This window comes from Aeromonas sp. 603757 (genome assembly GCF_049171255.1).
GTDB classification, from domain to species: Bacteria; Pseudomonadota; Gammaproteobacteria; order Enterobacterales; family Aeromonadaceae; genus Aeromonas; species Aeromonas veronii_A.
Window position 1 is genome coordinate 117958 of the sequence record NZ_JAAKOE010000010.1, and the last position, 26272, is coordinate 144229.

General features: G+C 57.7%; 33 protein-coding genes. 14 read left to right on the top strand and 19 right to left on the bottom strand.

Features of this window, described 5'->3' with window-relative positions; all coding sequences use genetic code 11:
- Nucleotides 1-46 precede the first annotated feature (46 nt).
- Genes G5332_RS11610 through dolP form a run of 4 tightly spaced genes read left to right on the top strand, consistent with a single transcriptional unit; the run spans nt 47 to nt 3330 of the window.
- Nucleotides 47-1834 carry a penicillin-binding protein activator gene (locus G5332_RS11610; RefSeq protein ID WP_421172514.1) on the top strand — a complete coding sequence of 596 codons (1788 nt, stop codon included), beginning with the start codon at nt 47-49 and terminating at the stop codon, nt 1832-1834.
- Nucleotides 1755-2147 (top strand): YraN family protein, encoded by a 393-nt coding sequence (locus G5332_RS11615; protein WP_421172515.1) that lies wholly within the window; start codon nt 1755-1757, stop codon nt 2145-2147. The genes G5332_RS11610 and G5332_RS11615 overlap by 80 nt, the downstream gene beginning before the upstream one ends.
- A 9-nt stretch (nt 2148-2156) precedes the next feature.
- On the top strand, nt 2157-2747 hold the full coding sequence (locus G5332_RS11620; RefSeq protein ID WP_005341724.1) for a D-sedoheptulose-7-phosphate isomerase: 591 nt from the start codon (nt 2157-2159) through the stop codon (nt 2745-2747).
- Nucleotides 2748-2751: 4 nt separating this feature from the next.
- On the top strand, nt 2752-3330 hold the full coding sequence (gene dolP / locus G5332_RS11625; protein WP_227341815.1) for a division/outer membrane stress-associated lipid-binding lipoprotein: 579 nt from the start codon (nt 2752-2754) through the stop codon (nt 3328-3330).
- Nucleotides 3331-3372: 42 nt separating this feature from the next.
- Here dolP and G5332_RS11630 read toward each other — a convergent pair whose 3' ends face one another.
- The 8 genes from G5332_RS11630 to zapE form a co-directional block, all read right to left on the bottom strand.
- Complete coding sequence (locus tag G5332_RS11630; protein WP_041234002.1) at nt 3373-3798, bottom strand: ClpXP protease specificity-enhancing factor; 426 nt, start codon at nt 3796-3798, stop codon at nt 3373-3375.
- The gene (gene sspA / locus G5332_RS11635; protein ID WP_005336279.1) at nt 3795-4424 is read right to left on the bottom strand and encodes a stringent starvation protein SspA; all 630 of its coding nucleotides are present in this window, start codon (nt 4422-4424) and stop codon (nt 3795-3797) included. Before sspA ends, G5332_RS11630 begins: the two co-directional genes overlap by 4 nt.
- 87 nt (nt 4425-4511) lie before the next feature.
- Nucleotides 4512-5246, bottom strand: coding sequence for a cytochrome c1 (locus tag G5332_RS11640; RefSeq protein ID WP_201938939.1), 735 nt, complete (start codon nt 5244-5246; stop codon nt 4512-4514).
- The gene (locus G5332_RS11645; protein ID WP_005341735.1) at nt 5243-6460 is read right to left on the bottom strand and encodes a cytochrome b; all 1218 of its coding nucleotides are present in this window, start codon (nt 6458-6460) and stop codon (nt 5243-5245) included. The genes G5332_RS11640 and G5332_RS11645 overlap by 4 nt, the downstream gene beginning before the upstream one ends.
- Nucleotides 6461-6462: 2 nt before the next feature.
- The gene (gene petA / locus G5332_RS11650; RefSeq protein WP_216952217.1) at nt 6463-7053 is read right to left on the bottom strand and encodes a ubiquinol-cytochrome c reductase iron-sulfur subunit; all 591 of its coding nucleotides are present in this window, start codon (nt 7051-7053) and stop codon (nt 6463-6465) included.
- A 295-nt stretch (nt 7054-7348) separates the two neighbouring features.
- The gene (rpsI, locus tag G5332_RS11655) at nt 7349-7741 is read right to left on the bottom strand and encodes a 30S ribosomal protein S9 (protein WP_005336286.1); all 393 of its coding nucleotides are present in this window, start codon (nt 7739-7741) and stop codon (nt 7349-7351) included.
- 15 nt (nt 7742-7756) lie between these two features.
- Entirely contained in the window at nt 7757-8185 is a 429-nt protein-coding gene (rplM, locus tag G5332_RS11660; RefSeq protein ID WP_005341737.1) for a 50S ribosomal protein L13, read from the bottom strand.
- A 266-nt stretch (nt 8186-8451) separates the two neighbouring features.
- On the bottom strand, nt 8452-9546 hold the full coding sequence (gene zapE / locus G5332_RS11665) for a cell division protein ZapE (protein WP_421172516.1): 1095 nt from the start codon (nt 9544-9546) through the stop codon (nt 8452-8454).
- Between the two features lie 140 nt (nt 9547-9686).
- Here zapE and G5332_RS11670 point away from each other — a divergent pair, with 140 nt between their 5' ends.
- The 3 genes from G5332_RS11670 (at nt 9687) to degS (ending at nt 12744) form a co-directional block, all read left to right on the top strand.
- Nucleotides 9687-10067 carry a YhcB family protein gene (locus G5332_RS11670; RefSeq protein WP_216952219.1) on the top strand — a complete coding sequence of 127 codons (381 nt, stop codon included), beginning with the start codon at nt 9687-9689 and terminating at the stop codon, nt 10065-10067.
- Nucleotides 10068-10148: 81 nt separating this feature from the next.
- On the top strand, nt 10149-11510 hold the full coding sequence (locus tag G5332_RS11675; RefSeq protein WP_216952220.1) for a Do family serine endopeptidase: 1362 nt from the start codon (nt 10149-10151) through the stop codon (nt 11508-11510).
- 109 nt (nt 11511-11619) lie between these two features.
- The gene (gene degS / locus G5332_RS11680; RefSeq protein ID WP_266134915.1) at nt 11620-12744 is read left to right on the top strand and encodes an outer membrane-stress sensor serine endopeptidase DegS; all 1125 of its coding nucleotides are present in this window, start codon (nt 11620-11622) and stop codon (nt 12742-12744) included.
- A 146-nt stretch (nt 12745-12890) separates the two neighbouring features.
- On the opposite strand, the gene npr is transcribed toward degS, so the two are convergent.
- The 10 genes from npr to G5332_RS11730 all read right to left on the bottom strand — a co-directional run bounded on the left by npr (nt 12891) and on the right by G5332_RS11730 (nt 19707).
- Complete coding sequence (npr, locus tag G5332_RS11685) at nt 12891-13163, bottom strand: PTS phosphocarrier protein NPr (protein ID WP_005336318.1); 273 nt, start codon at nt 13161-13163, stop codon at nt 12891-12893.
- A 20-nt stretch (nt 13164-13183) separates the two neighbouring features.
- Nucleotides 13184-14050 carry an RNase adapter RapZ gene (rapZ, locus tag G5332_RS11690; RefSeq protein WP_040068818.1) on the bottom strand — a complete coding sequence of 289 codons (867 nt, stop codon included), beginning with the start codon at nt 14048-14050 and terminating at the stop codon, nt 13184-13186.
- A 45-nt stretch (nt 14051-14095) separates the two neighbouring features.
- A complete protein-coding gene (ptsN, locus tag G5332_RS11695) occupies nt 14096-14542 on the bottom strand; it encodes a PTS IIA-like nitrogen regulatory protein PtsN (RefSeq protein ID WP_005336322.1) in 447 nt (148 codons plus the stop codon).
- A gap of 2 nt (nt 14543-14544) precedes the next feature.
- Nucleotides 14545-14832, bottom strand: a complete 288-nt coding sequence (hpf, locus tag G5332_RS11700; protein WP_005336323.1) for a ribosome hibernation promoting factor — start codon at nt 14830-14832, stop codon at nt 14545-14547.
- A 20-nt stretch (nt 14833-14852) separates the two neighbouring features.
- Nucleotides 14853-16292 (bottom strand): RNA polymerase factor sigma-54, encoded by a 1440-nt coding sequence (locus tag G5332_RS11705; RefSeq protein WP_005336331.1) that lies wholly within the window; start codon nt 16290-16292, stop codon nt 14853-14855.
- 65 nt (nt 16293-16357) lie between these two features.
- Complete coding sequence (gene lptB, locus G5332_RS11710) at nt 16358-17083, bottom strand: LPS export ABC transporter ATP-binding protein (RefSeq protein WP_005336333.1); 726 nt, start codon at nt 17081-17083, stop codon at nt 16358-16360.
- A 3-nt stretch (nt 17084-17086) separates the two neighbouring features.
- Complete coding sequence (gene lptA, locus G5332_RS11715) at nt 17087-17614, bottom strand: lipopolysaccharide transport periplasmic protein LptA (RefSeq protein ID WP_040068817.1); 528 nt, start codon at nt 17612-17614, stop codon at nt 17087-17089.
- Nucleotides 17601-18161 (bottom strand): LPS export ABC transporter periplasmic protein LptC, encoded by a 561-nt coding sequence (gene lptC / locus G5332_RS11720; protein ID WP_005336338.1) that lies wholly within the window; start codon nt 18159-18161, stop codon nt 17601-17603. The genes lptA and lptC overlap by 14 nt, the downstream gene beginning before the upstream one ends.
- Nucleotides 18158-18712, bottom strand: coding sequence for a 3-deoxy-manno-octulosonate-8-phosphatase KdsC (gene kdsC, locus G5332_RS11725; RefSeq protein ID WP_199415645.1), 555 nt, complete (start codon nt 18710-18712; stop codon nt 18158-18160). Before kdsC ends, lptC begins: the two co-directional genes overlap by 4 nt.
- Complete coding sequence (locus G5332_RS11730; protein ID WP_421172518.1) at nt 18712-19707, bottom strand: KpsF/GutQ family sugar-phosphate isomerase; 996 nt, start codon at nt 19705-19707, stop codon at nt 18712-18714. The genes kdsC and G5332_RS11730 overlap by 1 nt, the downstream gene beginning before the upstream one ends.
- 207 nt (nt 19708-19914) lie before the next feature.
- Here G5332_RS11730 and mlaF point away from each other — a divergent pair, with 207 nt between their 5' ends.
- The 7 genes from mlaF to murA are packed head-to-tail and all read left to right on the top strand — an operon-like array spanning nt 19915 to nt 24435.
- A complete protein-coding gene (gene mlaF / locus G5332_RS11735; protein ID WP_005336343.1) occupies nt 19915-20715 on the top strand; it encodes a phospholipid ABC transporter ATP-binding protein MlaF in 801 nt (266 codons plus the stop codon).
- Entirely contained in the window at nt 20715-21494 is a 780-nt protein-coding gene (mlaE, locus tag G5332_RS11740; protein ID WP_005336345.1) for a lipid asymmetry maintenance ABC transporter permease subunit MlaE, read from the top strand. The genes mlaF and mlaE overlap by 1 nt, the downstream gene beginning before the upstream one ends.
- Nucleotides 21495-21501: 7 nt before the next feature.
- Nucleotides 21502-21999, top strand: a complete 498-nt coding sequence (mlaD, locus tag G5332_RS11745) for an outer membrane lipid asymmetry maintenance protein MlaD (RefSeq protein WP_421172519.1) — start codon at nt 21502-21504, stop codon at nt 21997-21999.
- A gap of 2 nt (nt 22000-22001) precedes the next feature.
- Nucleotides 22002-22634, top strand: coding sequence for an MlaC/ttg2D family ABC transporter substrate-binding protein (locus G5332_RS11750; protein ID WP_005336350.1), 633 nt, complete (start codon nt 22002-22004; stop codon nt 22632-22634).
- Nucleotides 22631-22903, top strand: coding sequence for an STAS domain-containing protein (locus tag G5332_RS11755; RefSeq protein ID WP_005336352.1), 273 nt, complete (start codon nt 22631-22633; stop codon nt 22901-22903). Before G5332_RS11750 ends, G5332_RS11755 begins: the two co-directional genes overlap by 4 nt.
- On the top strand, nt 22903-23160 hold the full coding sequence (gene ibaG, locus G5332_RS11760; RefSeq protein WP_005306001.1) for a BolA family iron metabolism protein IbaG: 258 nt from the start codon (nt 22903-22905) through the stop codon (nt 23158-23160). The genes G5332_RS11755 and ibaG overlap by 1 nt, the downstream gene beginning before the upstream one ends.
- Nucleotides 23161-23178: 18 nt before the next feature.
- Entirely contained in the window at nt 23179-24435 is a 1257-nt protein-coding gene (gene murA / locus G5332_RS11765; protein WP_005336355.1) for a UDP-N-acetylglucosamine 1-carboxyvinyltransferase, read from the top strand.
- Between the two features lie 578 nt (nt 24436-25013).
- Here the strand turns inward: murA and G5332_RS11770 are convergent.
- Complete coding sequence (locus G5332_RS11770) at nt 25014-26267, bottom strand: phospholipase D-like domain-containing protein (RefSeq protein ID WP_421231511.1); 1254 nt, start codon at nt 26265-26267, stop codon at nt 25014-25016.
- Nucleotides 26268-26272: the final 5 nt, after the last annotated feature.

Here is a 26272-nt window from a genome sequence, read left to right on the forward strand (position 1 = left end):
CGCAGCCTGTGCGTCGGAGCCCAATCAACCGTCAGGGCAGTCAGGCATGCCCTCTGCGTTTTCCAATCTGACCAAGAATGCCCAGTGGTATCTTGAGCAGGTGGACCCCGCCAAGCCGGCCGAAGCCTTTACCTGGCAAATGCTGGCGGCACGCAGCTATCTGGCACTGGGCCAGACCAAACCAGCCTCGGCACTGTTCCAGCAATTGCAGAAGCAGGCCAAGGACCCCGCCCAGAAGGCGCAGTTGCAACTGCTGCAAGCCCATCTGTTGCTGGCGCAAGGCCACGCCAATCAGGCGCTGATCCTGCTGGAAGGCAAACCCGAGGTGCTGCTGGATGCCGATACCCAAAAGGATTGGTATCGCCAGCGCGTAGTGCTGCAACTCGACATCAACAACAAGTTTGGCGCAGCCAAGTCGTTGATTGCACTGGAGCCCTACCTCAATCAGAGCGAGCAGGCGACCAACCATCAGCAAATCTGGTCGTTGCTCAAAAGCATGACCCCCTCCACCCTGCAAGCGCTGGAAGAGGCTCCGGCCCCTGATGTGACCACCGGCTGGTTGCGACTGGCGGCACTGGTCAACGAGTTTGGCGCCCAACCGAACCTGCTGGCCCGCCAGCTGGCAGGCTGGAAGCGCGACTTCCCCAACCATCCAGCCCAGAAGGATATGCCGGCAGGATTGGGCGATCTGGCGGCCACTGCCAGCACCTCGGTGCAACAGATCGCCGTGCTGCTGCCCCTCTCCGGCAATCTGGAGCCGCAGGGCGCCGCCATCCGTAACGGTATGCTGATGTCTTATAAGGAAAATCAGGGGCAATTCACCCTGAACTTCTACGACACCCAGAGCAAGTCGACCGGCGACCTTTATAAGCAGGCGATTCAGGAAGGGGCAGACATGATCATCGGCCCGCTGCTGAAAGACCGGGTCGAGGAGCTGCTAAAGGCAAATCCGACCGTGCCGGTACTGGCGCTCAACGAGCTGGACAAGCCGATCGTCAACGACACCACCTACTACTTCTCCCTCTCTGCCGCCGCAGATGCCGCGCAGGCAGCCCAGTACCTCTACACCCAGGGCTACCGCAAACCGCTGCTGATCGCCGCTCAGGGGCGGATCGGTTACAGCAGTATCAAGGCGTTCGAGCAGAGCTGGGCCACCCTGAGCCAGGATAAGCCGGTGGTTGCCACCTTCGGTGCCCGCAACGAAGTACAGGGGATGGTCAAGAATGCCCTGAGCGGCCGCTCTACCGCCCGTGCTGGCGAAGTAGTGCAACTCTCTGATGCCGCACCGCGCAGCATCGATGCCGTTTATGTGGTGGCCAACAGCCTGGAAACCCGGATGATCAAGCCCTACGTGGATGTCTCGGTCAATCCGATGGGCAGCCTGCCCATCTACACCAGCTCCCGCGGCTACGACAGCGCAGCCACCGAGGTCGCCTCCGAGCTCAACGGCATGCATATCGCCGATATGCCGCTGCTGCTGGGCGGCTACGAGAAACAGCGCGAGCAGATCGCCCTGCTCTGGCCGCAGACCCAGGGTGACCTGCTGCGTCTGTTTGCCATGGGCTACGATGCCGTCAGCCTGGCTGAGAACCTGCAGCAGATGCGCAAGGTGGGTGGCATGCAGCAGGCCGGCATGAGTGGTCAGCTGAGCGTGGATGCCCAGGGCAATATCGTGCGGATGCTGAGCTGGGGTACTTACCAGAACGGCAAACTGGTCGACGAGAACGCCGTTCAGCAACTGGAGGAGCCCTCCAATGAAGGAACTATGGAAACGGGTGCGCCAGCAGTTGCCGAGCCTGTTCCCCTCACCAACGAGCAAGGGACAGCACTTTGAACAAGTCGCTGAACGCTGGTTGCAGGCCCAGGGCCTGCAACCGGTAGCTCGCAACTACCGCTGTCGTGGCGGTGAAATAGATCTCATCATGCACCAGGGCAAGACCCTGGTGTTTGTTGAGGTGCGCTACCGGGCCACCGGCAGCCATGGCGGGGCCGCCAGCTCGGTCACCCATAGCAAACAGCGCAAGATCATGCTGGCAGCGCGCCACTATTTGAAGCAACATGCCATCAACGAGGCCAATCAGGCCTGCCGATTCGATGTGATTGCGTTCGAGGGTGACCAGCCAGCCTGGATCCAGAACGCATTTTAAGAGGACCCTATGACTGACCGCATCAAAGAGAACTACACCGAAAGCATCCAGACCAAAATAGCCGCCGCCGAGGCGCTGCCGGATGCCATCCATACTGCAGCCCAGATGATCACCATCTGCCTGCTCAATGGCCACAAGGTGCTGGCATGCGGTAACGGTCCTTCTGCCGCACTGGCGCAACTGTTCATCTCCGAGCTGGTCAACTGCTACGAGACCCAGCGCCCCTCTCTTCCCGGCATGGCTCTGACCCCGGACATGGCGACCATCAGCGCCATCGCCACCGACCATGGTTTTGAAGAGGTCTACGCCAAGCAGATCCGCGCGCTGGGCCAGCCTGGCGACATTCTGGTGGTCATCACCACCACGGGCAACAGCCGAAGCCTGATCAAGGCGGCCGAGGCAGCTCTCTCCCGCGACATGACCATAGTGGTGCTGAGCGGCGGCGACGGTGGCGAAATGGCTGGCTTGCTGGGGCCAAACGATGTGGAGATCCGAGTACCCTCTGCCCGCCGCCCCCGTATTCTTGAGGTCAACCTGTTGACCCTGCACTGTCTGTGTGATCTCATCGACCAGACTCTTTTCCCGCAACAGGAAGATTGAAACCATGAACAAGCAGATACTCATCCTTGGCCTGCTAGCCAGCGCCTTGCTATTGCAGGGCTGTGCTGCCGTGGTGGTTGGCGGAGCAGCTGGTACCGCCAAGGTTTCTGGCGACCGCCGTACCATGAGCGCCCAGTGGGATGACCAGAGCATCGAGCTGAAAGCAGCCAATCTGCTGGCCGACAACAAACCGCTCAGCGCAGCCAGCAAGATCAGCGTCTACAGCAACAATGGCCGCGTGCTGCTGGTCGGTCAGACACCTTCTGACGTTTACAAGCTGGAAGCAGGCAAGATTGTTGGCCGCATCGAGGGGGTCCGCCACGTCTACAACGAGTTACGCCTTGGTCAGCCAGTCAGCCTGACCACACGCAGCAATGACACCTGGCTCACCTCCAAGGTGAAAGCCGACATGTTCGGCACCAAAAACTTCGATAGCGCCAAGGTCAAGGTGGTCACCGAAAACGGCGAAGTATTCCTGATTGGTCTTGTCACCCGTCAGGAGGGAGAGCAGGCGGTCAACATCGCTCGCCACGTTAGCGGTGTGAAGCGAGTCATCAAGGCATTCGAATACGCCCAGAACTGATAATTACGGATATGAAAAACGCAGCCAATTGGCTGCGTTTTTTTATTTGATGACTTTCAGGGTCGGACGACCGCTTGGACGCGGCGGTTCCGGCTCTGGCTCCACCGGTGCTTCGGCCTGCTCCAGCCAGATATCGTAACCAGGCTCGGGGGGGAACAGGGTTCCCACGCCGTTCTCCCTAGCATGGATAGCCAGCACGGCCGCCATCGGGATATAGACCTGTTGGGATACCCCGCCAAAGCGGGCGCTGAAGCTGATTGCCTCATTATCCATGTGAAATTGCATCACGGCACGGGGCGCGATATTCAGCACAATCTGCCCGTCCTGAGCAAACTGCATCGGCACCATCACATGGGGAATGTTGACGTTGACCACCAGATGGGGAGTCAGATCGTTATCCAGCAACCAGTCAAAGAACGCCCGTAACAGGTACGGGCGACTCGGCGTCATTGTCGGTTCCATGCTCATACGCCAGCACGGATCTCGCGTTCGGCTTCGGTCAGGGATGCCTGGAAGGACTCACGCTCGAACAGACGAACCATGTAGGCCTTCAGCTCTTTGGCGCCACGACCGGTCAAGTCGATACCCAGGCTCGGCAGACGCCACAACAACGGAGCCATATAGCAATCTACCAGACCAAACTCTTCGCTCATGAAATAGGGCATTTCACCGAAGATCGGTGCAATAGCGAGCAAATTGTCACGCAGTTCGTTGCGTGCTGCTTCTGCATCGGTACCGGCCATGATCTTGTCAGCCAGGGAATACCAGTCCAGCTCGATGCGGTGCATCATCAGGCGGCTGTTACCACGCGCAACCGGATAAACAGGCATCAGGGGTGGATGCGGGAAGCGTTCGTCCAGATACTCCATGATGATGCGTGAGGTGTAGAGTGCCAGCTCACGATCAACCAGGGTCGGTACAGAGTTGTACGGGTTCAGCTCGGCCAGCTCATCCGGCAGATTGGCTGGGTCAACCTGACAGATATCCACACTAACACCCTTCTCCGCCAGGACAATACGCACCTGATGGCTGAACATATCGTTGGCACCGGAAAACAGCGTCATTACCGAACGCTTATTGGCAGCTACAGCCATTGAACCCTCCCGTCATAAAAAAGCAGAAACGGCAATGAAGCATCTTGGTCTTCATTGCCGTGCATTATATTACCCGGATCTGGTCGCTTAGTGAACGTCGCGCCAGAATTCCTTCTTCAACAGCACAGTGAAGATGAAGAAGATCACGATGAAACCAAGCACCCAGAAGCCCATGCGTTCACGCTCCTGTTGTACCGGTTCAGCCGAGTAGACCAAGAAGTTTACCAGATCCAGTACCGTCTTATCATACTCTTCGTCATCCATTTCACCGTTGCCGTCAGATTTGATGCTGACAACCTGCTGGGTCTCGACGCCATCGACCATGTGAGTCGCGAACTCGGCACGGGGAGTCCCCTGCAGCGGCTCCAGCACATGGGGCATGCCCACTGACGGGAACACCACGTTATTCACACCAAACGGACGGGTCGGATCCACGTAAAAAGAACGCAGATAAGTGTAAATCCAGTCCGCACCACGTACTCGGGCTACCAGAGTCAGGTCGGGAGGCGGTGCACCAAACCACTTAGCGGCATCCTTCTCGGACATGGCACTCTTCATCAGATCACCCACTTTGGCGTCGGTGAAAATGAGGTTCTCCTTCATCAGATCCTCAGGGATCTCCAGATCGGCAGCAACCCGGTTGTAACGTTGGTACTGGGTAGAGTGGCAGCCGGCACAATAATTCATGAAGGTGGCCGCTCCGCGTTGCAGGGATGCCTTGTCACTCAGATCGTAATTGGCCTTGTCCAGTGCAACCGCACCTCCAGCGGCAAACACCAGAGAGGGCAGCAGGGTCAGCACTGCAAATATTATTTTTTTCATTTAAATGTCACCCTCTCCGGCAGCGGCTTGGTGCGTTCGTTTTTGCTGTAGAAGAACAACAGCACGAAGAAACCGAAATAACCCAAGGTACAGATCTGGGCAACCAGCGTCAGAGTCGGCGTCGACGGCAGTACACCCAGCACCCCCAGAATGATGAAGCAGACCACAAACTGGGCGATGTTCAGCTTGTGCAGCTTGCTGCGATAGCGTACTGAACGCACCTTGCAGCGATCCAGCCAGGGCAGCAGGAACAACACCACAATAGAGAGGCCCATCATGATGACGCCAAGCAGCTTGTCAGGTACCGCACGCAGAATCGCGTAGAAGGGGGTGAAGTACCACACAGGCGCGATGTGAGCCGGAGTCTTCAGGCCGTTGGCCACTTCAAAGTTCGGCTTCTCGAGGAAGTAACCCCACATATCCGGCTTGAAGAAGATGATGGCGCAGAAGAAGAACAGGAAGCCGGCCACACCGATCATATCCTTGACGGTGAAGTAAGGGTGGAACGCCACCGCATCCAGCGGCCAGCCGTTCTCGTCCTTGTGCTTCTTGATATCGATGCCATCCGGGTTGTTGGAGCCGACTTCGTGCAGCGCCAGGATATGCATGGCAACCAGCATCACCAAAACCAGCGGCAACGCGATGACGTGCAGCGCGAAGAAGCGGTTCAGGGTCGCACCAGAGATAACGTAGTCACCACGGATCCACAGGGTAAGATCGTCACCGATGACCGGAATGGCACCAAACAGCGAGATGATGACCTGGGCCCCCCAGAATGACATCTGTCCCCAGGGCAGCAAGTAGCCCATAAAGGCTTCCGCCATCAGCACCAGGAAGATCAGCATGCCGAAAATCCACAGCAGCTCGCGCGGCTTCTGGTAAGAGCCGTAAATCATACCTCGGAACATGTGCAGGTAGACCACCACGAAGAAGGCAGAGGCACCGGTAGAGTGCATGTAACGTAGCAGCCAGCCATACTCCACATCCCGCATGATGTACTCGACGGAGGCAAACGCACCTTCCGCAGAGGGGTTGTAGTTCATGGTCAGCCAGATGCCGGTGATGATCTGGTTAACCAGCACCAACATGGCCAGCGAACCGAAGAAATACCAGAAGTTCAGGTTCTTCGGAGCCGGATACTTGGCCATGTGGTCGTTGTACATGGCCGTAAGCGGAAAGCGATCGTCAATCCAGCCCATCAGTTTGCTCAACATGATCAGGCCTCCTTGCCATCGGCACCGACCAGAATGGTGGTGTCGTTAATGAATTGATACGGCGGAATAACCAGGTTCAGTGGTGCAGGCACCCCCTGGAACACACGGCCAGCCATATCGAACTTGGAGCCATGACACGGGCAGAAGAAGCCGGACGCAACCCCCTGCACCTGCTCACCAAAACTGTCAGGCAGATAAGAAGGTGAACACCCGAGATGGGTGCAGATACCGACCGCGACAAAAATTTCGGGCTTGATCGATCTGTACCCGTTATGGGCATAGTCAGGCTGCTGCGGCTCTTCTGATGAGGGATCCCGCAACTTGTCATCATGTGCTGCCAGGGCATCCAGCGTCTGCTTGGTGCGTTTCACCACCCAGACGGGTTTGCCACGCCACTCGACACGGATGAGCTGACCCGGTTCCAACTTGCTGATATCGACTTCAACCGGTGCACCGGCTGCTTTGGCCTTGGCACTCGGATTCCATGACTTTATAAACGGCACTGCGGTAAACGCAGCTCCTACCCCACCAACGGCAACCGTTGACCAGGTAAGAAATCTGCGGCGACCGGTATCAACTGGCGCATTGCTCATCCAAAAACTCTCCCATGTGGACTCCGCACATTCTTATAGTGTCCCTGTTCCCCATTTTTCCCGTGACAACAGCGGCGGAAGCTGGATTTACAATTGCCACAGAAAACAGGGGAAATTTTAAAGAAAAGATAACAACTTGACAAGAAAGAGCGGTGAGCAATAAAAACAATAAAGAAACAATTTTTTGTCTTTTGTGACGCGTGGTTAGCATTGATGTCGGTAATATTACTAATAAAAAAAGCCTGGCGGTTGCCAGGCTTTTTTGACACTCGAAAGAGTGAGCACCGAAAGCGAATTAACGCTTGGAGTACTGCGGACGCTTACGAGCTTTGTGCAGACCGACTTTCTTACGCTCAACCTTACGGGCATCGCGAGTAACAAAGCCTGCTTTACGCAGTTCGGAACGCAGGGTTTCATCGTACTGCATCAGAGCACGAGTGATACCGTGGCGGATCGCACCAGCTTGACCGGAGATGCCACCACCGTTAACGGTGATGTACAGATCCAGTTTCTCGGTCATCTCAACCAGTTCCAGCGGCTGACGAACTACCATGCGGGCAGTCGGACGACCGAAGTACTGCTCCAGGGAGCGCTGGTTGATTACGATCTTACCGCTACCCGCTTTGATAAATACGCGAGCAGTGGAGCTTTTGCGACGGCCGGTACCGTAGTATTGATTTTCTGCCATGTTGCCAGTTCCCGATTAGATATCCAGTACTTGAGGTTGCTGAGCAGCGTGAGCGTGCTCGGCGCCTGCGTAAACTTTCAGTTTACGGAACATGGCACGGCCCAGAGGACCTTTCGGCAGCATGCCTTTAACAGCAGCTTCGATTACCATTTCCGGTTTACGCTGAATCAGCTTGTCGAAGCTGATTGACTTGATACCACCCGGGAAACCGGAGTGAGCGTGGTACATTTTGTCGGTAGTTTTCTTACCGGTAACACGTACCTTCTCAGCGTTTACAACGATGATGTAATCACCGGTGTCAACGTGCGGAGTGTATTCAGCTTTGTGCTTACCACGCAGACGAGCAGCGATCTCGGTTGCGATACGACCCAGAGTTTTACCTTCTGCGTCCACAATGTACCAGTCACGTTTTACGGTTTCTGGCTTGGCAACGAAAGTTTTCATTAAGTTAAACCCAATTACCTGTTACAGACCCAATTGTTTATGGGGGCTCTCCCACAAACAACAAACGATGGCCTACCTGTACCCCTTCGAATACAAGTAAAGCTTAAAGTGTTGCTGTCTTATCGACAGCTGTAACGTGGGCCGGGCGATTATAAGTGAAGTTGCCTTAAATATCACCTGCTAATTTCACTGCCATGAAACCAGCAAATGTCGCCCGGCCCTACCTGCCGCAGATGCCCATCCGACTGGCAGGCGCGGTATTGTGACTAAGGAAGGTGCACTCTGGCAAGGTATTCGTGCGATTGCATTTCCTGAAGCCGTGAAAGACAGCGTTGGAATTCGAAATTCAGCAGCCCTTCACCGTAGAGTTCTGCCATGGGAACCGCCGCCGACATGATGAGCTTGACGTGCCGTTCATAAAACTCATCGACCATGGCAATGAAGCGGCGAGCCGCGTCATCCGTGCCTGTGCCCATTGGCTGCACATTGGCCAGCAGAACAGTATGGAACAGTCTGGCCAGCTCGATATAGTCGCTCTGGGAGCGGGGAGTACAGCAAAGTTGCTCAAATTCCATATAGAGCACCCCTTCCCCCATTCCGAGCGACGTCAGCTGACGATGATTGACCTCGAACGTCCCCTCGCAAGCCGTGTGCCCACCGGTTAATTGCTGAAAATAGCGGTCAAGATTGGCTTTTGCCTGCAAGTCCAGCGGGCAGTGATAAATCTCCGCTTGTTCCAGCGTACGCAGGCGATAGTCGATACCGCCATCTACGTTAAGTACCTCGCAATGACGCTCGATCAGCTCGATAGCTGGCAGAAAACGGGCTCGCTGCAGCCCGTTGCGATAAAGATCCTGCGGCGGAATATTTGAAGTGGCGACCAGCACAACACCGTGACCAAACAGCTCCTGAAACAGCGTGCCCAGCAACATGGCATCGGTGATGTCGGAGACAAAAAATTCGTCGAAACAGATGATGTCTGTCTCGCTGGCAAGCTTGCTGGCCACCAGTTTGAGGGGATCGGACTGCCCGCTCAACCCCTGCAATTCATCGTGAATGCGGTGCATGAAACGGTGGAAATGGCTGCGCATCTTGCGCGTCCCCGGCAGGCTGTCAAAAAAGGTATCCATCAGCCAGGTCTTGCCTCGGCCCACTCCGCCCCACATATAGATACCGAGGACGGGCTCCGGCTGCTTGGGCTTTTGCAGCCAACCCAGCAACCCTCGAGATCTGGTCGGAGTCGGGCGCCGTAGCAAATCCTGATACAGTCGCTCCAGCCTGCTAATGGCCATCCCCTGCGCGGGGTCGGCCACAAAGCCGGGGCGCAGCAGATCCTGCTGGTATTTTTGCTGCGGTGTCATCCTTGAGCGCCTCTCCAAGTCCCTGAATCGAGGACAAAATGGTATCACGGCCTCAGGACGCACGGTATAGTGCCATCAAGGCATGGCGGTTATGACGACCGCATAAACCCACTCTGTTTTAGCTGTAACAAGGAGCATCTATGAGTCTGTTAACTGGGATCCTGCTGGCTGTCGCGGCCTTGATTATCGGTATCGTTCTCGGCCGTTTTTCGGTACGCAGCCGCGATGCCGGCCGTCTGGAACAGGAACTGAAAAAGGCCCACAAGGAGCTTGAAAGCTATCAGGGCCAAATCAATACCCACTTCGCCGACAGCGCCGCGCTGATGGAGCAACTGGCCGAGCAGTATCAGACCCTCTATCGCCACATGGCCGAGCAGAGCAAATTCCTGGCCAAGGCACAGGAACCGCTGTTCCGTGAATCATTGGTAGAAGAAGCCCCAACCAAAGAAGCAGATGAGCCGGGCGTACCGCCTCGCGACTATGCCGGCGCCTCTTCCGGACTGCTCAAACAACCAAATTAGTTCCTCGCGGAACTAATTGGCCAGCCCTGTGGTCTGACCTTGACGATTGCAATGCAACTTTTTCTGGGAGCTGTTTTTCATATGCGTAAACCTCTTTCCATGCTCAGTGTGCTAGCCCTCAGCGTCGGTATCGCCATGTCTGCGGCCCCTGCTCAGGCCGCACTGCCTTCCCTGTTAGGCTCTAATCAGGAGATGCCAAGTCTGGCCCCCGTTCTCGAACAGGTCACTCCTGCCGTAGTTAATATCTCTGTCTCCGGCAAGAAGATCACCCGCCAGCGTCTGCCGGAACAATTCCGTTTCTTCTTCGGTCCCAATATGCCCGATGAACAGGTGAGTGAGCAGCCGTTCCAGGCACTCGGCTCCGGTGTCATCGTCGATGCCAAGAAGGGTTACGTGATCACCAACGCCCACGTGGTTCACGAGGCGGACGAGATCAAGGTCACTCTGAAGGATGGTCGTGAATATGCGGCCAAGAAGATCGGTGAAGATAAGCAGTCCGACATCGCCCTGCTGCAAATCAAGGCCGAGGATCTGGTGCAGATCAAGTTCGCCGACTCCGACGAGCTGCGGGTGGGTGACTATGCGTTGGCAATCGGCAACCCGTTTGGTCTGGGTCAGACCGTTACCTCAGGTATCGTCAGCGCGCTCGGTCGCAGCGGCCTCAACATCGAGAATCTGGAAAACTTCATCCAGACCGATGCGGCCATCAACTCAGGTAACTCGGGCGGTGCCCTGCTCAATCTGCGTGGCGAGCTGATCGGTATCAACACCGCGATTCTGGGCCCGAACGGCGGCAACATCGGCATCGGCTTTGCCATCCCCTCCAACATGGTGCGGGATCTGACCGAGCAGATCGTCAAGTACGGTGAAGTGCGTCGCGGTCAGCTGGGCATTACCGGTACCGAACTCACCTCAGACATCGCCAAGACCTTCGGCTACAACAAGAAGGATGGCGCCTTCGTCAACCAGGTCATGCCTGACTCCGCCGCAGACAAGGCGGGCATCAAGGCGGGCGATATCATCGTCAGCATCGATGGCAAGCCGGTTCGCTCCTTCGGCGAGCTACGTGCCAAGATCGCCACCATGGGCGCTGGCAAGCAGGTCGAGCTGGGACTGATCCGCGATGGCAAGTCACAAACGGCCAAAGTGACCCTGAAGCAGGCCGATGACAGCGAAGTGCGCGCCAGCGCGCTGCATCCGGCACTGGAAGGGGCCAAGCTGAGCACCACTACCGATCCGGTCTCCGGCGTCGCCGTGGCCGACATTGATCCCCGTTCTCCGGCAGCCGCTTCCGGCCTGCAGAAGGGGGACATCATCATCGGGGTCAACCGTCTGCGCATCAACACCTTGGGCGAGCTGAGCAAGGCGCTCAAGAACAAGCCTGACGTACTGGCGCTCAATATCCAGCGCGGCGACTCCTCGCTCTATCTGGTGATCCGCTAACCCCCTGATGGTTCAACAACCTCTCTATCACCCGCGGCCTTCGCCGCGGGTGATTTTTATCCATCGATAGTGTTATTCTCTGCCCGCAGCCTGTACGGATGAGAATGACATGAAAATTTCCCCTTTAGTCAGTTACTTGGGCAAGTCTGTCGGTTTCGGTTTGACCGTCGCGGTGCTGCTGTTGCTGCTGTTTCCCAATTTTCGCGGTGGCGCCCAACTCCCGGGGCTCATCACCAATGCCCGAGAACTGAGTTTCTCCTATGCCGCTCATCGGGCCGGCCCCGCCGTCGTCAACATCTACACCCGCAGCTTTGCTCCCAACCAGGGCAATCAGGGGGAACTGCGTCCACAAGGACTGGGCTCCGGCGTCATCATGACCCAGCGCGGCTACGTGCTGACCAACTACCACGTCATCGCTGACGCCGACCAGATCATCGTAGCCCTGCAGGATGGCCGGGTTTTCAGTGCCGAGCTGGTCGGCACAGACCCGCTTACCGACCTTGCCGTGCTCTATATCGAGTCAGATAACCTGCCGGTAATCCCGCAAGATCCGGAGCGGTTGCCAGAAGTGGGCGATGTAGTACTCGCCATCGGCAATCCCTACAACGTCGGCCAGACCATCACCCAGGGCATCATCAGCGCGACTGGCCGCACCGGTCTCTCCAGCATGGGGCCGGACAGCAATGGCCGGCAGGATCTGCTGCAGACCGATGCCGCCATCAACGAGGGCAACTCGGGTGGCGCGCTGGTCAACGGCCGTGGCGATCTGGTGGGCATCAACACCGCCACTTATCACCTCAACGGCAATCAGGAGAGCTACGGCATCAGCTTTGCCATCCCCTACCGGCTGGCGAAGCGGATCATGGATGAGCTGATCACCAATGGCAGGGTCATTCGCGGCTACCTTGGGATATCCAGCGTCGAGATCAACCCGATAATCGCGCGGATGATGAATCTCGGCGATCTGCGTGGTCTGGTAGTGAAGAGTCTGGATCCCTACGGTCCAGCAGCCAAAGGCGGTCTGCAACGAGGGGATGTGCTGCTCAAGATCAACGGCGAAGCCATCAGCGGTCCCAGAGCCGCCTTGGACAAGATCGCCGAGAGCCGCCCCGGCACCAAGCTGACCATATCGGTGTTACGCTCCGGCAAGCCGCTGGAAGTGGTGGTCACCATTGAAGAGGATGTGCGCTATCAGAACCGGGCTGGAGTCAGCAATGTCTCATCGGCCAGCTAACGCGGCAAAGGTCTATTGCATCAGCCTGCAGCCTGTTAGGCTGCGCCTAACTCTCATTTCTCCATGGAACTACATAGTCAGCCATGTCATGCCGCAATAGCGCGACCGAATACAAGTGAAAGGAATAGAAGAAGAACGAGGAGTGACTACTCCTCATTAAAGCCAGAGGTGAACAGCTCCACCACGGCGGCCAGGGCCTCGACCTCTTCGGGGCCCTCAACCTGTACTTCCACCTGCCGCCCTTGCGCGGAATCCAGCATCAGCAGGCCGATGATGCTGTCAGCATCGGCCTCCACACCATCTTCATTGCGCAGCAGCACGTGAGCATCGAAACCCTGCACCAACTCGAACAGCATCATGGCAGGTCTGGCATGAATACCCAGCTTGTTTTTCACTTCAACCGAGGCGGAAACAGTCATCGGGTCGTCCTATTGGTCCGTCAGGATTGGGGGGCACTCTTGTCAAGAGTGCGGTGGCGGATCTGCACGTTCTTGCCAAGCAAACGGAATGCACTGGCCAGCCGTTCTGCAATAAAGACCGAGCGGTGCTGACCGCCGGTGCAACCGATGCCGACCGTGAGGTAGCTGCGATTGTTGCGCTCCAGATGGGGCAACCAGGTCACCAGCATGTTCTCGATCTGCTGGGTAAACAGCATTACGTCAGCCTGCGCCGAGAGGTAGTTGGCGACCGGCTCATCCTTACCAGTGAACGGCTTGAGCTCGGGGATCCAGTGCGGATTGGGCAGGAAGCGGGCATCGAACACGAAGTCAGCATCCTTGGGAATGCCGTACTTGAAGCCGAACGACTCGAACACCAGCACCAGCTCGTTCTCTTTCTTGCCGAGTACCCGGGTCTTGATGAGCTCGCTCAGGTCATGAATGCTGAGGGTGGTGGTGTCGATGCGCAGGTCAGCGGTCGAGGAGAGTGGCGCCAGCAGGTGGGTCTCCTCCCGAATCGCCTCATCCAGCGACAGCTTGTTGCGTGAGAGGGGGTGCAAACGGCGGCTCTCGCCATAGCGCTTGAGCAGGGTGCCGTTGTCGGCGTCGAAGAAGAAGCTGGAGAACTCAACCCGCCCCTCATTGCGCACCTGAGCCAGCAGATTTTCCAGTTTCTCCGGATCGCTCGGCAGGTTGCGCACATCGATACTGACCGCCAGCTTGTCGTACTGGCTCTCCACCGAGACAATCAGCTGGGGCAGCAAATTGACCGGCAGGTTATCCACACAGTAGTAACCCAGATCTTCCAGCACTCGCAGGGCTACCGTTTTACCGGAGCCCGAACGTCCACTTACCACGATTAACTGCATCTTGTTCCCTCACGCCAAAACGGGTGTCTCATCCTTGGCCTGCTGTCAGGCCGAGGTCATGATCTGATAGAGCTCTTCGTCGCTGGTTGCCTGACGCAACTGGCGGCAAACCGCCTTGTCACCCAGCTTGGAAGCCATCAGAGAAAGGGTCTTGAGATGCTGCTTGCACTCGCTTTCCGGCACCAGCAAGGCAAACAGCAGGTCAACCGGTTGATTGTCGATGGAGTCGAAAGGAATAGGGTCGGCAAAGGTCATCAGGATCGCGGTTGGCGGGAACTCATCGTCAATGCGACCGTGGGGGATCGCAATACCGGCACCGATCCCGGTACTACCCATTTTTTCGCGGGCCAGCAAGCATTCAAACAGCGCCTGACGGGAGGTGCCAAGGCGTTCGGCGGCCAGCTCGCTGATGATTTCGAGGGCGCGTTTCTTGCTGGTACAAGGGACTGCACTCTTGGTGCAGTCCCGACTCAGTATGTGTTCAAGTTGCATGGTTATTTTTTGTTTAACTTATCTTTGTGCTTGATGATCTGCCTGTCCAGCTTGTCGAGCAAGGTGTCTATCGCAGCATACATATCGGCATGTTCAGAGTTGGCAAACACTTCGCCACCGCTGACGTGCAATTTGGCTTCCGCTATCTGGTTCAGTTTTTCCACGCTAAGCACCACATGAACATTGTTGATGTGGTCGAAGTGACGCTCGAGTTTGGCAAATTTGTTATTCACATAATCACGCAGAGCTTCGGTGATCTCGACATGGTGTCCGGTCAGGTTAATTTGCATAACATCATCCTTTTGTTTGCCTAAACCAGGCGTTTGCGCTGATTGGAAGGTGGGATAAACAAGGATTCGCGATACTTAGCGATCGTGCGTCTCGCCACCATAATACCCTGTTCGGCCAGCAAATCCGCGATCTTGCTATCACTTAACGGCTTGGCAGGATTCTCTGCCGTGACCAGCTTCTTGATGAGCGCGCGAATTGCGGTCGATGAGCACTCTCCTCCTCCTTCGGTGTTCACATGGCTGGAGAAAAAAAACTTCAATTCGAAGATACCACGGGGGGTATGCATGTACTTCTGGGTCGTCACCCGGGAGATGGTCGACTCATGCATCTCTACCGCTTCGGCGATGTCATTGAGCACCATCGGCTTCATCGCCTCTTCACCATACTCGAAAAAGCCCTGTTGCTGCTCGACAATGCAACTGGCCACTTTCAGCAGGGTGTCATTGCGACTTTCCAGGCTCTTGATGAACCACTTGGCTTCCTGCAAATGGGAGCGGATAAACTGGGTGTCGGTGCTGCTGCGGGCGTTGCGGGCCATGGCGGCATAGGTCTCGTTGACCCGGATGCGGGGGGCAGAGTCGGGATTGAGCTCGACCACCCACTTGCTGCCCTTCTTGACCACGGAGACGTCGGGGATCACGTACTGGGAGTCGCTCTGGATGATGCCATTGCCGGGGCGCGGCTCCAGCAGCTGGATCAAATCCAGCACCTCCTTGAGGTCGCTCTCCTTGAGTTTTGTCTTGCGGGCGAGGGTGCGGTAATCCCGGTTGCCGAGCAGCTCCATGTGCTCGAGGATCACCTCCTTGGCCTCGTTGAGCCAGGGGGTCTGCGGGTCATACTGATCCAGCTGGATCAGCAAACACTCCTGCACAGAACGGGCAGCAATACCGACCGGATCGAAGTGCTGCACCCGCTTGAGTACCGCCTCGACCTCATCGAGCTCCACCTCTACGTCATCGCTGGTGACGGCAGCCTGGATATCCTCCAGCGCAACGGTCAGATAACCTGATTCGTCGATGGCATCGATGATGGCGAGCGCGATGGCGGCATCCACATCGCTAAACGGTGTGAGTCGCATCTGCCACAGCAGATAATCCTGCAGGTTTTCGGTGGTTTCACCCTGATAGACGCTATCTTCCCCATCGTGGATGGGGCCCGCGCTCTGGGCGGTGCCGGCAGAGTAAACCTCGTCCCAGGTGGTATCCACCGGCAACTCATCCGGCATCTGCTCCTGAGCCATGGCATCGCTGGAATCCAGCTGGCTGGCATCGACCGGCGCTTCCGGACTGGTCTCTTGCGCCTCGCTCTCTTCCTGCTCCAGCAGAGGGTTGTTTTCGAGCGCTTGCTGAATTTCCTGCTGAAGTTCCAGAGTGGAGAGCTGGAGCAGACGAATCGCTTGTTGTAATTGCGGCGTCATGGTCAGGGACTGACCGAGACGCAACTGTAATGTCGGCTTCATCTACGTCGGGATATCCTTATGTTCAGCGAGGCACTCGTCAAAGGAAATGAAGGCATGCCCCCTTACTATAGACTGAATTGATCGCCCAAATAGACGCGCTTGACCTGCTCATCGGCAAGGATGTCAGCCGGTGCACCTTCGGCAATCATCTTGCCGTGGCTGACGATATAGGCCTTCTCACATACGTCCAGAGTCTCTCTGACGTTGTGGTCGGTAATCAAGACGCCAAGGCCTCTATCTTTCAGATGCTGAATGATCTTCTTGATGTCTATCACAGAAATCGGGTCAACCCCTGCAAAGGGTTCATCCAGCAGAATAAAACGCGGCTCGGCCGCCAGCGCACGGGCGATCTCGACCCGACGGCGCTCACCGCCGGAGAGGCTCTGCCCCAGGTTGTCGCGAATGTGGGTGATATTGAACTCTTCCAGCAGTTGCTGAACCTTGTCTTCACGCTCTTCACGGCTCAACCCCTTGCGGGTCTGCATCACGCCCATCAGGTTGTCGAACACCGACAGGCGACGGAAGATGGAGGCCTCCTGCGGCAGGTAACCGATGCCGTTACGCGCCCGCACATGCATGGGCTGCAGGCTGATGTCCTGATCGTCGATGGTGATGAGACCGGCATCGCGCTGCACCAGCCCCACGATCATGTAGAAGGAGGTGGTCTTGCCCGCCCCGTTGGGGCCGAGCAGGCCGACAATCTGGCCGGTGCCCACTTCCAGGCTGACGTCACTCACCACCATGCGGCGCTTGTAGCTCTTCTGCAGACCCACTGCTTTTAACACTGCCATGGCTTATTTTCCCTGCTTCTTCTGGTCGGCGGGCTTATCGAAATTCTCTACCTGATCCGGCAGGAATACAGTTTTGACCCGCTGGCTCGGGCTCTTGCTCTCGGCAATCATCTTCTGTTTGACGATGTCGTAGCGGATCAGATCGCCATTGACCTGGCTATCTTCCTGCTTGAGCTGACCGTTGCCGGTGATGGTCACCAGACGGTTCTTCAGCTCGTAGCGGATGGTATTGCCGTGGGCATTGACCGGCTTGCCGTTATCCAGGATCTGGAAGAAGGTGGCGGGCTTGCCGTAGGCAGTCATCACCTCGGCCCCTTTCTCGCCGGAACGGGTCACTACCACCTTGTCAGCCTTGATCCGGATGGTGCCCTGATTGATGGTCACATCCTCTTCGAAGGTGATGCGGTTGTCCTGCATCTCGGCCACCTGTTTGACGGCATCGACGTAGACCTTCTCGGCAAAGTCGGACTCTTTGGCAGTCACCGCACCACACAACAACAGGGCTGCGAGGGCCAGATTAGCGTTTTTCATTGAAATAGATGGCATGGCCTTGATCCAGTAACTCAAAATATTTGCGGTCCAGATGGCCCTTGAGGCCAACCCCTTGGGTCTGGAAATCCCGACCCAGAATGTTCACTTCTCGGTTGCTGCGCACATCCTGTGTCACCAGATCCAGCTCCAGATAGGGGGTATCCAGTGTGGAGATGAAAGAGGTGGGCAGCAGACCATCCAGATGCACTTTGTCCCGCAGGATGACGTTGTCGCCGGTGTTGAGCACGCCGGTTTCGGCGGTCACCTTCCACTCGGCGGCACCCTGATCGTCATACATGTAGACCACCGGCTTGTCGAAAGTGGCCTGCTCGAGGATTTGATAATACTCGGCGTAGGTCGACTCCAGCCGCTCGGTGCGCTTGCCGTTGATATCAAAACGGGTGGTCACCAGATCTTTGGCGACAAAATCCGGCTGATAGTTTTCGATTTTGACGGCGCTCTCAGGCACCAGCTCAACCTTGCCCAACTGCCAGGCAACCAGCGCGACCAGAAACAGCAGGGCAAACAACAGGGTCTGTCTGCTCATACCGAGGCCTCGGGCTGATAATCGTCGTGGCCCTGCGCCTGCAAAATGAGGTCACACACCTCGCGCACCGCGCCCATGCCACCGCCAAGCCGGGTCACCATATCGGCACGATTCAGCACCAGCGGATGGGCATCGGCCACCGCGATACCCAGGCCGCAGGCGGCCATCACCGGCAGATCGATGGTGTCATCGCCCATATAGGCGGCCTGTTCAGCAGTCAGCCCCAGCTTAGCCAGCAGCGCTTCGAAGTGAGGCAGCTTTTTATCAGCCCCCTGCACCACATGAGCCACCCCCAGGCTTTTCATCCGATCGCTGACGATACGGGAGTTGCGCCCGGTGATGATGGCGATCTCGATCCCGGCATTGAGCAGTGCTCGCATGCCCGCACCATCGCGGGTACAGAAGGTTTTCAGCTCTTCGCCGTTGTTTCCCATGTAGATGAGGCCGTTGGAGAGCACCCCGTCCACATCGCACACCAGCAGGCGGATTTGCGCCGCCTTGTCGAACTGGCTGCGCGTCACCGGACCATAGAGGGTCGGTACGTTTTGCATCAAATTACTCCGGCTTTCAGCAGGTCGTGCATGTTGAAGGCGCCGAGCGGGCGTTTCTCTTCATCCACGACCAGTAATCCGTTGATTTTTCTCGTTTCCATCAGCTTGACGGCTTCTGCAGCCATCATCTCTGGACCTACGGTAACACAGTTGCCCGTCATCACACGGCTGATGGGGGTGTGATGGATATCGATCTGCTGGTCAAGAATGCGGCGCAGGTCGCCATCGGTAAAGAGCCCGGCCAGCAGGCCATTGCCATCGACCACAGCCGTCATACCGAGTCCTTTGCGGCTCACTTCCAGCAGCGCCTGGCTGATGGTGGCATCTATCCCTACCCGGGGCAACAGCTCACCGCTGTGCATCAGGTCGCCAACCCGCAGCAACAGACGCTTGCCAAGGGAACCGCCCGGGTGCGAAAGCGCGAAGTCATCGGCGGTAAAACCGCGCGCTTCCAGCAGGGCGACCGCCAGGGCATCGCCCATCACCAGGGTTGCCGTGGTGCTGGAGGTGGGCGCCAGACCCAGCGGGCAGGCCTCTTTCTCCACCTTGATGCACAGGTGCACATTGGCCTCTTTGGCCATGGTAGAGGCGGGATTACCGGTCATACAGATGAGCGGAATGCCGCGGCGCTTGAGCACAGGCAGCAGAGCCAGGATTTCGTCGCTCTCGCCGGAGTTGGAGATAGCGATGATAAGGTCGCCACTGGAGATCATCCCCAGATCGCCGTGACTCGCTTCTCCCGGGTGAAGGAAGAAGGCCGGTGTGCCGGTGCTGGCGAGGGTGGCGGCGATCTTGCTGCCGATATGGCCCGATTTGCCCATGCCGGTGACCACTATCTTGCCACCGCAGCGCAGCACCATTTCGCACGCCTTGTCGAAGGCGTCGTTCAGATACTGATAGAGTCCATCAATGGCTTGCTTTTCTGTGTCCAGCACCGCGCGGGCACTGCGACGAAAATCGAACAGTTCAGACACTTTCTCAGGCTTTACAGACATAAAGACACAGCTCCGGGCCGAAATTAGCTGCGGGATTATAAAAAAGTCTGCCCGGATAAGCGAATCGGATGGCAAGTCCCGCTCTCGATGACGCACTTTGTTACAGAAAACTGTCGTGCAAATGGGCTTGCAGCCTGTTCAATAGTTGTTCCTTGCTGTTGCTTAGACCTAGACTACCCCATAAAATTCGCACCTCATTTACACCGGATGGACAATTGTTTGAACAATGACCTGATCACCATCTCCGACCTGACCTTCAGTCACGGAGATCGGCTGTTGTATGACGGGATCAACCTGACCATTCCTCGTGGCAAGGTGACCGCCGTCATGGGCCCGAGCGGCATCGGTAAAACCACCCTGCTGCGGCTGATCGGTGGCCAGCTCAAGCCGGAGTCCGGTCACATTCTGTTTGACGGGGAAGACATCCCCACCCTCTCCCGTTCGCGCCTCTATGAAGTGCGCAAGCGGATGAGCATGCTGTTCCAGAGCGGCGCCCTGTTTACCGGCATGACGGTCTACGACAACGTGGCCTTCCCGCTGCGAGAGCACTCCGGCCTGCCGGAGGAGCTGATCCACACCATCGTCATGATGAAGCTGCAGGCGGTGGGCTTGCGCGGCGCGGCGAAACTGATGCCCTCCGAGCTCTCCGGCGGCATGGCGCGCCGGGCGGCGCTGGCACGGGCAATTGCGCTCGATCCTGACCTCATCATGTATGACGAGCCATTCGTCGGGCAGGACCCCATCACCATGGCGGTGCTGGTCAAGCTGATCAAGGAGCTGAACGATGCCCTCGGTATCACCTCCGTCATCGTCACCCACGACGTGAAAGAGGTGCTGAGCATCGCCGATTACGCCTACATCATTGCCAATCGCAAGGTGGTGGCACACGGCACGCCGGACCAACTGCGCGAGGAGCACAATCCCGAAGTCGAGCAATTCCTCAAAGGATTGCCCGATGGTCCTGTTCCGTTTCATTTTCCGGCAGGCGATCTGCTACAGGATCTGTGATGTTGATAAGTCAAATAAGCAAGCTGGGGCGGGTCGGAGTGCGGTTTATCAGCTCCGTCGGTCGCGCCACCATCATGTTGTTCCATGCGCTGGCGGGCAAACCCGAGCCGCGCAAGCACTTCCCGCTGCTTGTCCAGCAGCTCTATGTGGTGGGTGTGCAGTCGGTGGCCATCATTCTGGTCTCCGGCCTGTTCATCGGCATGGTGCTCTCGCTGCAGGGTTACAACGTATTGAAGGATTTCGGCGCCGAGCAGAGTCTGGGACCGCTGGTCTCCCTCTCCCTGCTGCGGGAGCTGGGTCCTGTAGTCACGGCGCTACTGTTTGCCGGCCGTGCCGGTTCGGCCCTGACCGCTGAAATCGGCCTGATGAAGGCCACCGAGCAGCTTTCAAGCCTCGAGATGATGGCGGTCGACCCGCTGCGCCGGGTGGTTGCCCCCCGCTTCTGGGCTGGCGTCATCAGCATGCCGCTGCTGGCCTTTATGTTCAGCCTGATCGGCATCTTCGGCGGCAAGCTGGTTGGTGTGGACTGGCTCGGCGTGGACGAAGGGGGCTTCTGGTCTGCCATGCAGGCCTCCGTCGACTGGCATGAAGACATCATGCAGGGCGCCATCAAGAGCCTGATTTTCGCCCTGGTGGTCACCTGGATTGCGCTCTTTAACGGCTATGATGCCAAGCCGACCTCGGCCGGGATCAGTCAGGCCACGACCCGAACCGTGGTCCACTCATCCCTCGCCGTGCTCGGCCTGGATTTTATACTCACTGCAGTCATGTTTGGATAAGGTAAAGATGAAGTTCAGCAAAGTAGAATTCCTGGTCGGCACCTTCATGCTGGCTGGCATCGGTGCCATTCTGGCACTGGCCCTGCAAGTGGCCGGTTTGAGCTTCAAACCGGAAGGAGAAACCTATACCCTGCGCGCGCATTTCGATAATATCGGCGGCCTGAAAGTCCGGTCGCCGGTCAAGGTCGGCGGCGTGGTGGTTGGTCGGGTCAGCGACATCGTACTGGACCCGAAAACCCAGGTGCCCGAAGTCACCCTGATGATGCAAAAGAGCGCTGGCGAGTTTGCCGATACCAGCTCCCTCTCCATCCTCACCTCCGGTCTGCTCGGCGAGCAGTACATCGGTCTGGCCCCCGGCTTTACCGACGAGGAGATGGGCACCGAGATGCTCAAGGATGGCGACCTGATTGAAGACACCAAATCCGCCATCGTGCTGGAAGATCTGATTGGCAAGTTCCTCTACAGCCAATCCTCCGACAGCAAATCAGACAGCAAGAAGGAGTAACCATGTTCAAGAAAATCGCTCTGCTGCTGGGTCTGATGACCAGCATGCTCTTTTCCCTGTCTGCCCAGGCCGCAGTCGATGCCACCGACCCCAACGCACTGGTGGATCAGGCTGCCAAGCAGACCTTTGCCCGCCTGAAGGCCGATCAGGCCCAGGTGAAAAGCAATCCGGATCACCTGCGGGTGATCATCCGCGAAGAGCTGCTGCCCTATGTGGACAACCGCTTCGCCGCCTACAAGGTGCTTGGCAACCAGATTAAAGAGACCACCGAAGCGCAGCGCAATGCCTTCGTCGAGGTGTTCACCGAGTACATGGTGAGCTCCTACGCCGATGCGCTGGCCCATTTTGACAAGCAGACCGTCAAGGTCGAGCCGGGCAAAGCCCCCAGCGGCAATATCACCGCCGTCAACGTCAGCGTGAAAGAGGCCGGCAAGCCGGACATCTTCCTCGAGTTCAAGCTGCGCAAGAACAACAAGACCGGCGAGTGGAAAGCCTTCGACATGGTGGCAGAGGGGATCAGCCTGCTCTCCGCCAAGCAGAGCGAGCTGGGCGGTTTGATCCGCCAGAACGGCATCGATGCGGTGATCGCCCAGTTGCGCGAGCACAACGCCAAGCCGCTGGTACTCAAACCATGACCCTCAGCGGTGAGCTGCAGGCGCCACAGGTCAATGACCTGTGGCAACGCCGCGCTGAATGGTGGCAGGACGACCAGCTTGAGCTCGGCGGCGTCACCACCCTCGACTCTGCCGGACTGGCCCTGCTGGTCAAATGGGCCAAAGCCGTATTAGCGCGAGGCGCCACACCGCAACTGGTGGGCGCCTCCAGTGATTTCTATACCCTGGCCAACCTCTACGGGGTGGCCGGGCTGTTTCAGTCAACCCCGCTCACAACTGAGGACGCATAATGCAAGTCTCTGAAATTGAAGCGATACTCCTTGAGGCTCTGCCATTGTCCGAAGTCCATGTCAAAGGGGACGGTAGTCACTACCAAGTGATCGCCGTCGGTGACATGTTTGACGGCATGAGCCGGGTCAAGAAGCAGCAGGCCATCTATGCCCCGCTGATGGACAAGATCGCCAGCAACGCCATTCACGCCCTCTCCATCAAGGCGTTCACCGACGCCGAGTGGAAACGCGAACGTAAATTCCTATTGCCCTCCTGATTTGGTAACGAAGTAAAAATGGACAAATTCAAAATCGATGGTCGTTGTACTCTCAACGGCGAAGTGACCATCTCCGGCGCCAAAAACGCCGCGCTGCCGATCCTGTTCGCGACCCTGCTCTGTGATGAAGAGGTTCACCTCTCCAACGTGCCGCGCCTGAAAGATGTGGGCACCACCATCAAGCTGCTGGAGATGCTGGGCGCGACCACCAAGGTCAACGGCAACGTCACCGTGCTGACCGGTGCGGTGAACAACCATGTCGCCCCCTACGAGCTGGTGAAGACCATGCGCGCCTCCATTCTGGCGCTGGGCCCGCTGGCTGCCCGTTTCGGCGCAGCTGACGTCTCCCTGCCAGGCGGTTGCGCTATCGGTGCCCGTCCGGTCAACCTGCACGTCCACGGCCTGGAGCTGATGGGTGCCAAGATCACCATCGAAGATGGTTACATCAAGGCCCGTGTCGATGGTCGCCTGAAAGGCGCCCACATCCTGATGGACATGGTCTCCGTGACCGGTACCGAAAACCTGATGATGGCTGCGACCCTGGCAGATGGCCGCACCGTGATTGAAAACGCCGCGCGCGAGCCGGAAGTGGTCGATCTGGCTAACTTCCTCAATACCCTGGGTGCCAAGATTCAGGGTGCGGGCACCGACACCCTGACCATCGACGGTGTCGAGCGTCTGCACGGCGGCAACTACAGCGTGCAGCCTGACCGCATCGAAACCGGTACCTTCCTGGTGGGCGCAGCGGTCACCGGCGGCAAGATCACCTGCCGCAAGACCGATCCGACCCTGCTGGAAGCGGTACTGGTCAAGCTGGAAGAGGCTGGTGCACTGATTGAGAAGGGTGAAGACTGGATCACCCTCGACATGACTGGCCGCACCCTCAAGCCGGTCACCATCAAGACTGCCCCCTACCCGGCCTTCCCGACCGACATGCAGGCACAGTTCACCGTGCTGAACGCCGTTGCCAAAGGCACCGGCATGGTCACCGAGACCATCTTCGAGAACCGCTTCATGCACGTTCCCGAACTGGTACGGATGGGTGCAGACATCGAACTGCAGGGCAATGTGGCGATCTGCCGTGACACCGAGCAGCTCAAGGGTGCCCAGGTGATGGCGACCGATCTGCGCGCCTCCGCCAGTCTGGTGCTGGCCGGCTTCGTGGCCGAAGGCTCCACCATCGTCGACCGTATCTATCACATCGACCGTGGCTACGAAGACATCGAGCAAAAGCTGCAGGGTCTGGGCGGCCGCATCGAGCGCATCAAGGGCTGATAGCCCACTGATCGCAGGCCGATAAAAAGGCCCCCTCGCTAATGCAAGGGGGCCTTTTTACATTCATCTGGGCTGCCGAGATTCAATGCGGTCGAGAGTGGTCCATATCGTGTCAGGCTATTTACCAGCCCCCTGGCGGCCAACGTTCATTGGCTCGAGACTCGCCAAAGAACCAAAAAAGTGGGGTGACATGTCCATGTCACCCCCTCGCAAATAGCATGTTCCATATTGGAGTCCGGCCACGCCAGGTCTCTGTTTCACTTTCCGATAGTTCGCGACCCATCTTAAGTGCGCGCCAATTGCAGCAATGCAACCGGCCAGCTACCCGTTACAACCTTCGTCCACACGGCAGACAAGCCGCCGTGTTTGTCCTTGCAACTGAAATATTACGCATAAAAACAAAATAAAAAACGTTTTTATGCTAATTCCATTCACATCAGAGTACAAAAAACAGCCTTATCATCACCACTAAATTGTTATAAAACAGAAAGATAGATTCATGCATGGTTATTCACCCGCAAAGGGCATCAGCAATGGCTTACAAGGCTTTGCGAGATCTCGCACAAAAAATGGCTGCCTTACAGCCAACGGCGCAGGGGCAACCAGTCACTCAGGCGAGCTATCAGTCGCCTTGGCCACCCCTCGGGTTTGCGCGGCAATCCACCGGCCTGCTCCTGCCAGCGAGCCAGCCACGTTCGCAGCGCCTCGCAGATCGGCAGGCAGTGCAGATGCAGCATCAGTTCGGTATTGAGAAACAGCGAGCGGGGATCGAGATTAAGGCTGCCAAACAGCGCCCGCTCCTTCCCCAGCAGGATCAGCTTGGCGTGCAGGCTGCCGTGACCATGATCAAACTCGGCGACCCGGATCCCGCGGCGCAGCAACCAGCCGAGATAGCGCTGATAGGCGCCATAGACCAGCGGCACATCGGTGCTGGCCAGCGAGTTGGTGAGAATGTCGATGGCGACCCCCTGCTGGCGTAGCCGCGCCAGACGGTGCCGAAACCCGCGAGTAAGGATGAGGTAAGGGGTCACCAACCCCAGCGAGCCGGGATTGTCAGCCAGCTGGCGCCAGAGCTGACGGGCGGTGGTGGGACGGGAGATGAGCCCCTTGCCGGGACGGTCGAACCACACCTCGGCCCGCCCCTCATGCCATTGCAGCGGCACATCGCTCTCGTCAAACAGCGCCGCGGGCAGATCATAGACCGTCGCCACCGCCGGATCCGTCATGGTGAACAGGAAGTCGTTGACCACCTCTATTTCGGCGGGCAGCAGCTCGCGGCGCAGCAGATGGCGGATGGGGTGACTCCAGCGGCTGTGCCAGAACTGCTCGAACCCCTGCGCCATCTGCTGGCACAGCCCCCCCTGACAGGCGAGATCGAGATCCACGAAGGGGGCTTGCGGATCCAGACCGAAGTAGCGATCACCGATGTTGCGCCCGCCGATCAGCGCCAGCTTGCCATCCACCAGCAGCAGCTTGTTGTGCATCCGGTGGTTGATGCGGCGAAAGCTGAGCAGCCCCTCCAGCAGCAGTGCCAGCGGGCGCCAGCCCCGCAGCCAGAAGGGGTTGAACAGCCGCACTTCGATCCCGGGGTAGTGAGCCACCATCTCCAGAAAGCGGTTGTCACCGGCATAGAGATCATCCACCAGCAGCTGTACCTTGACGCCACGCCGGGCGGCGTGAAGCAGCTCGCTCAGCAGCAGCTTGCCGCTGCTGTCCTCCTCCCAGCTGTAGTACTGCGCCTGGATCCGCTCGCGGGCATGGCGGATCCAGTGACAACGCACCTTGAGCGCCAGCTGGGGATCGTCGATCAGGGCAAAGGATCCGGGGATCATGGTGT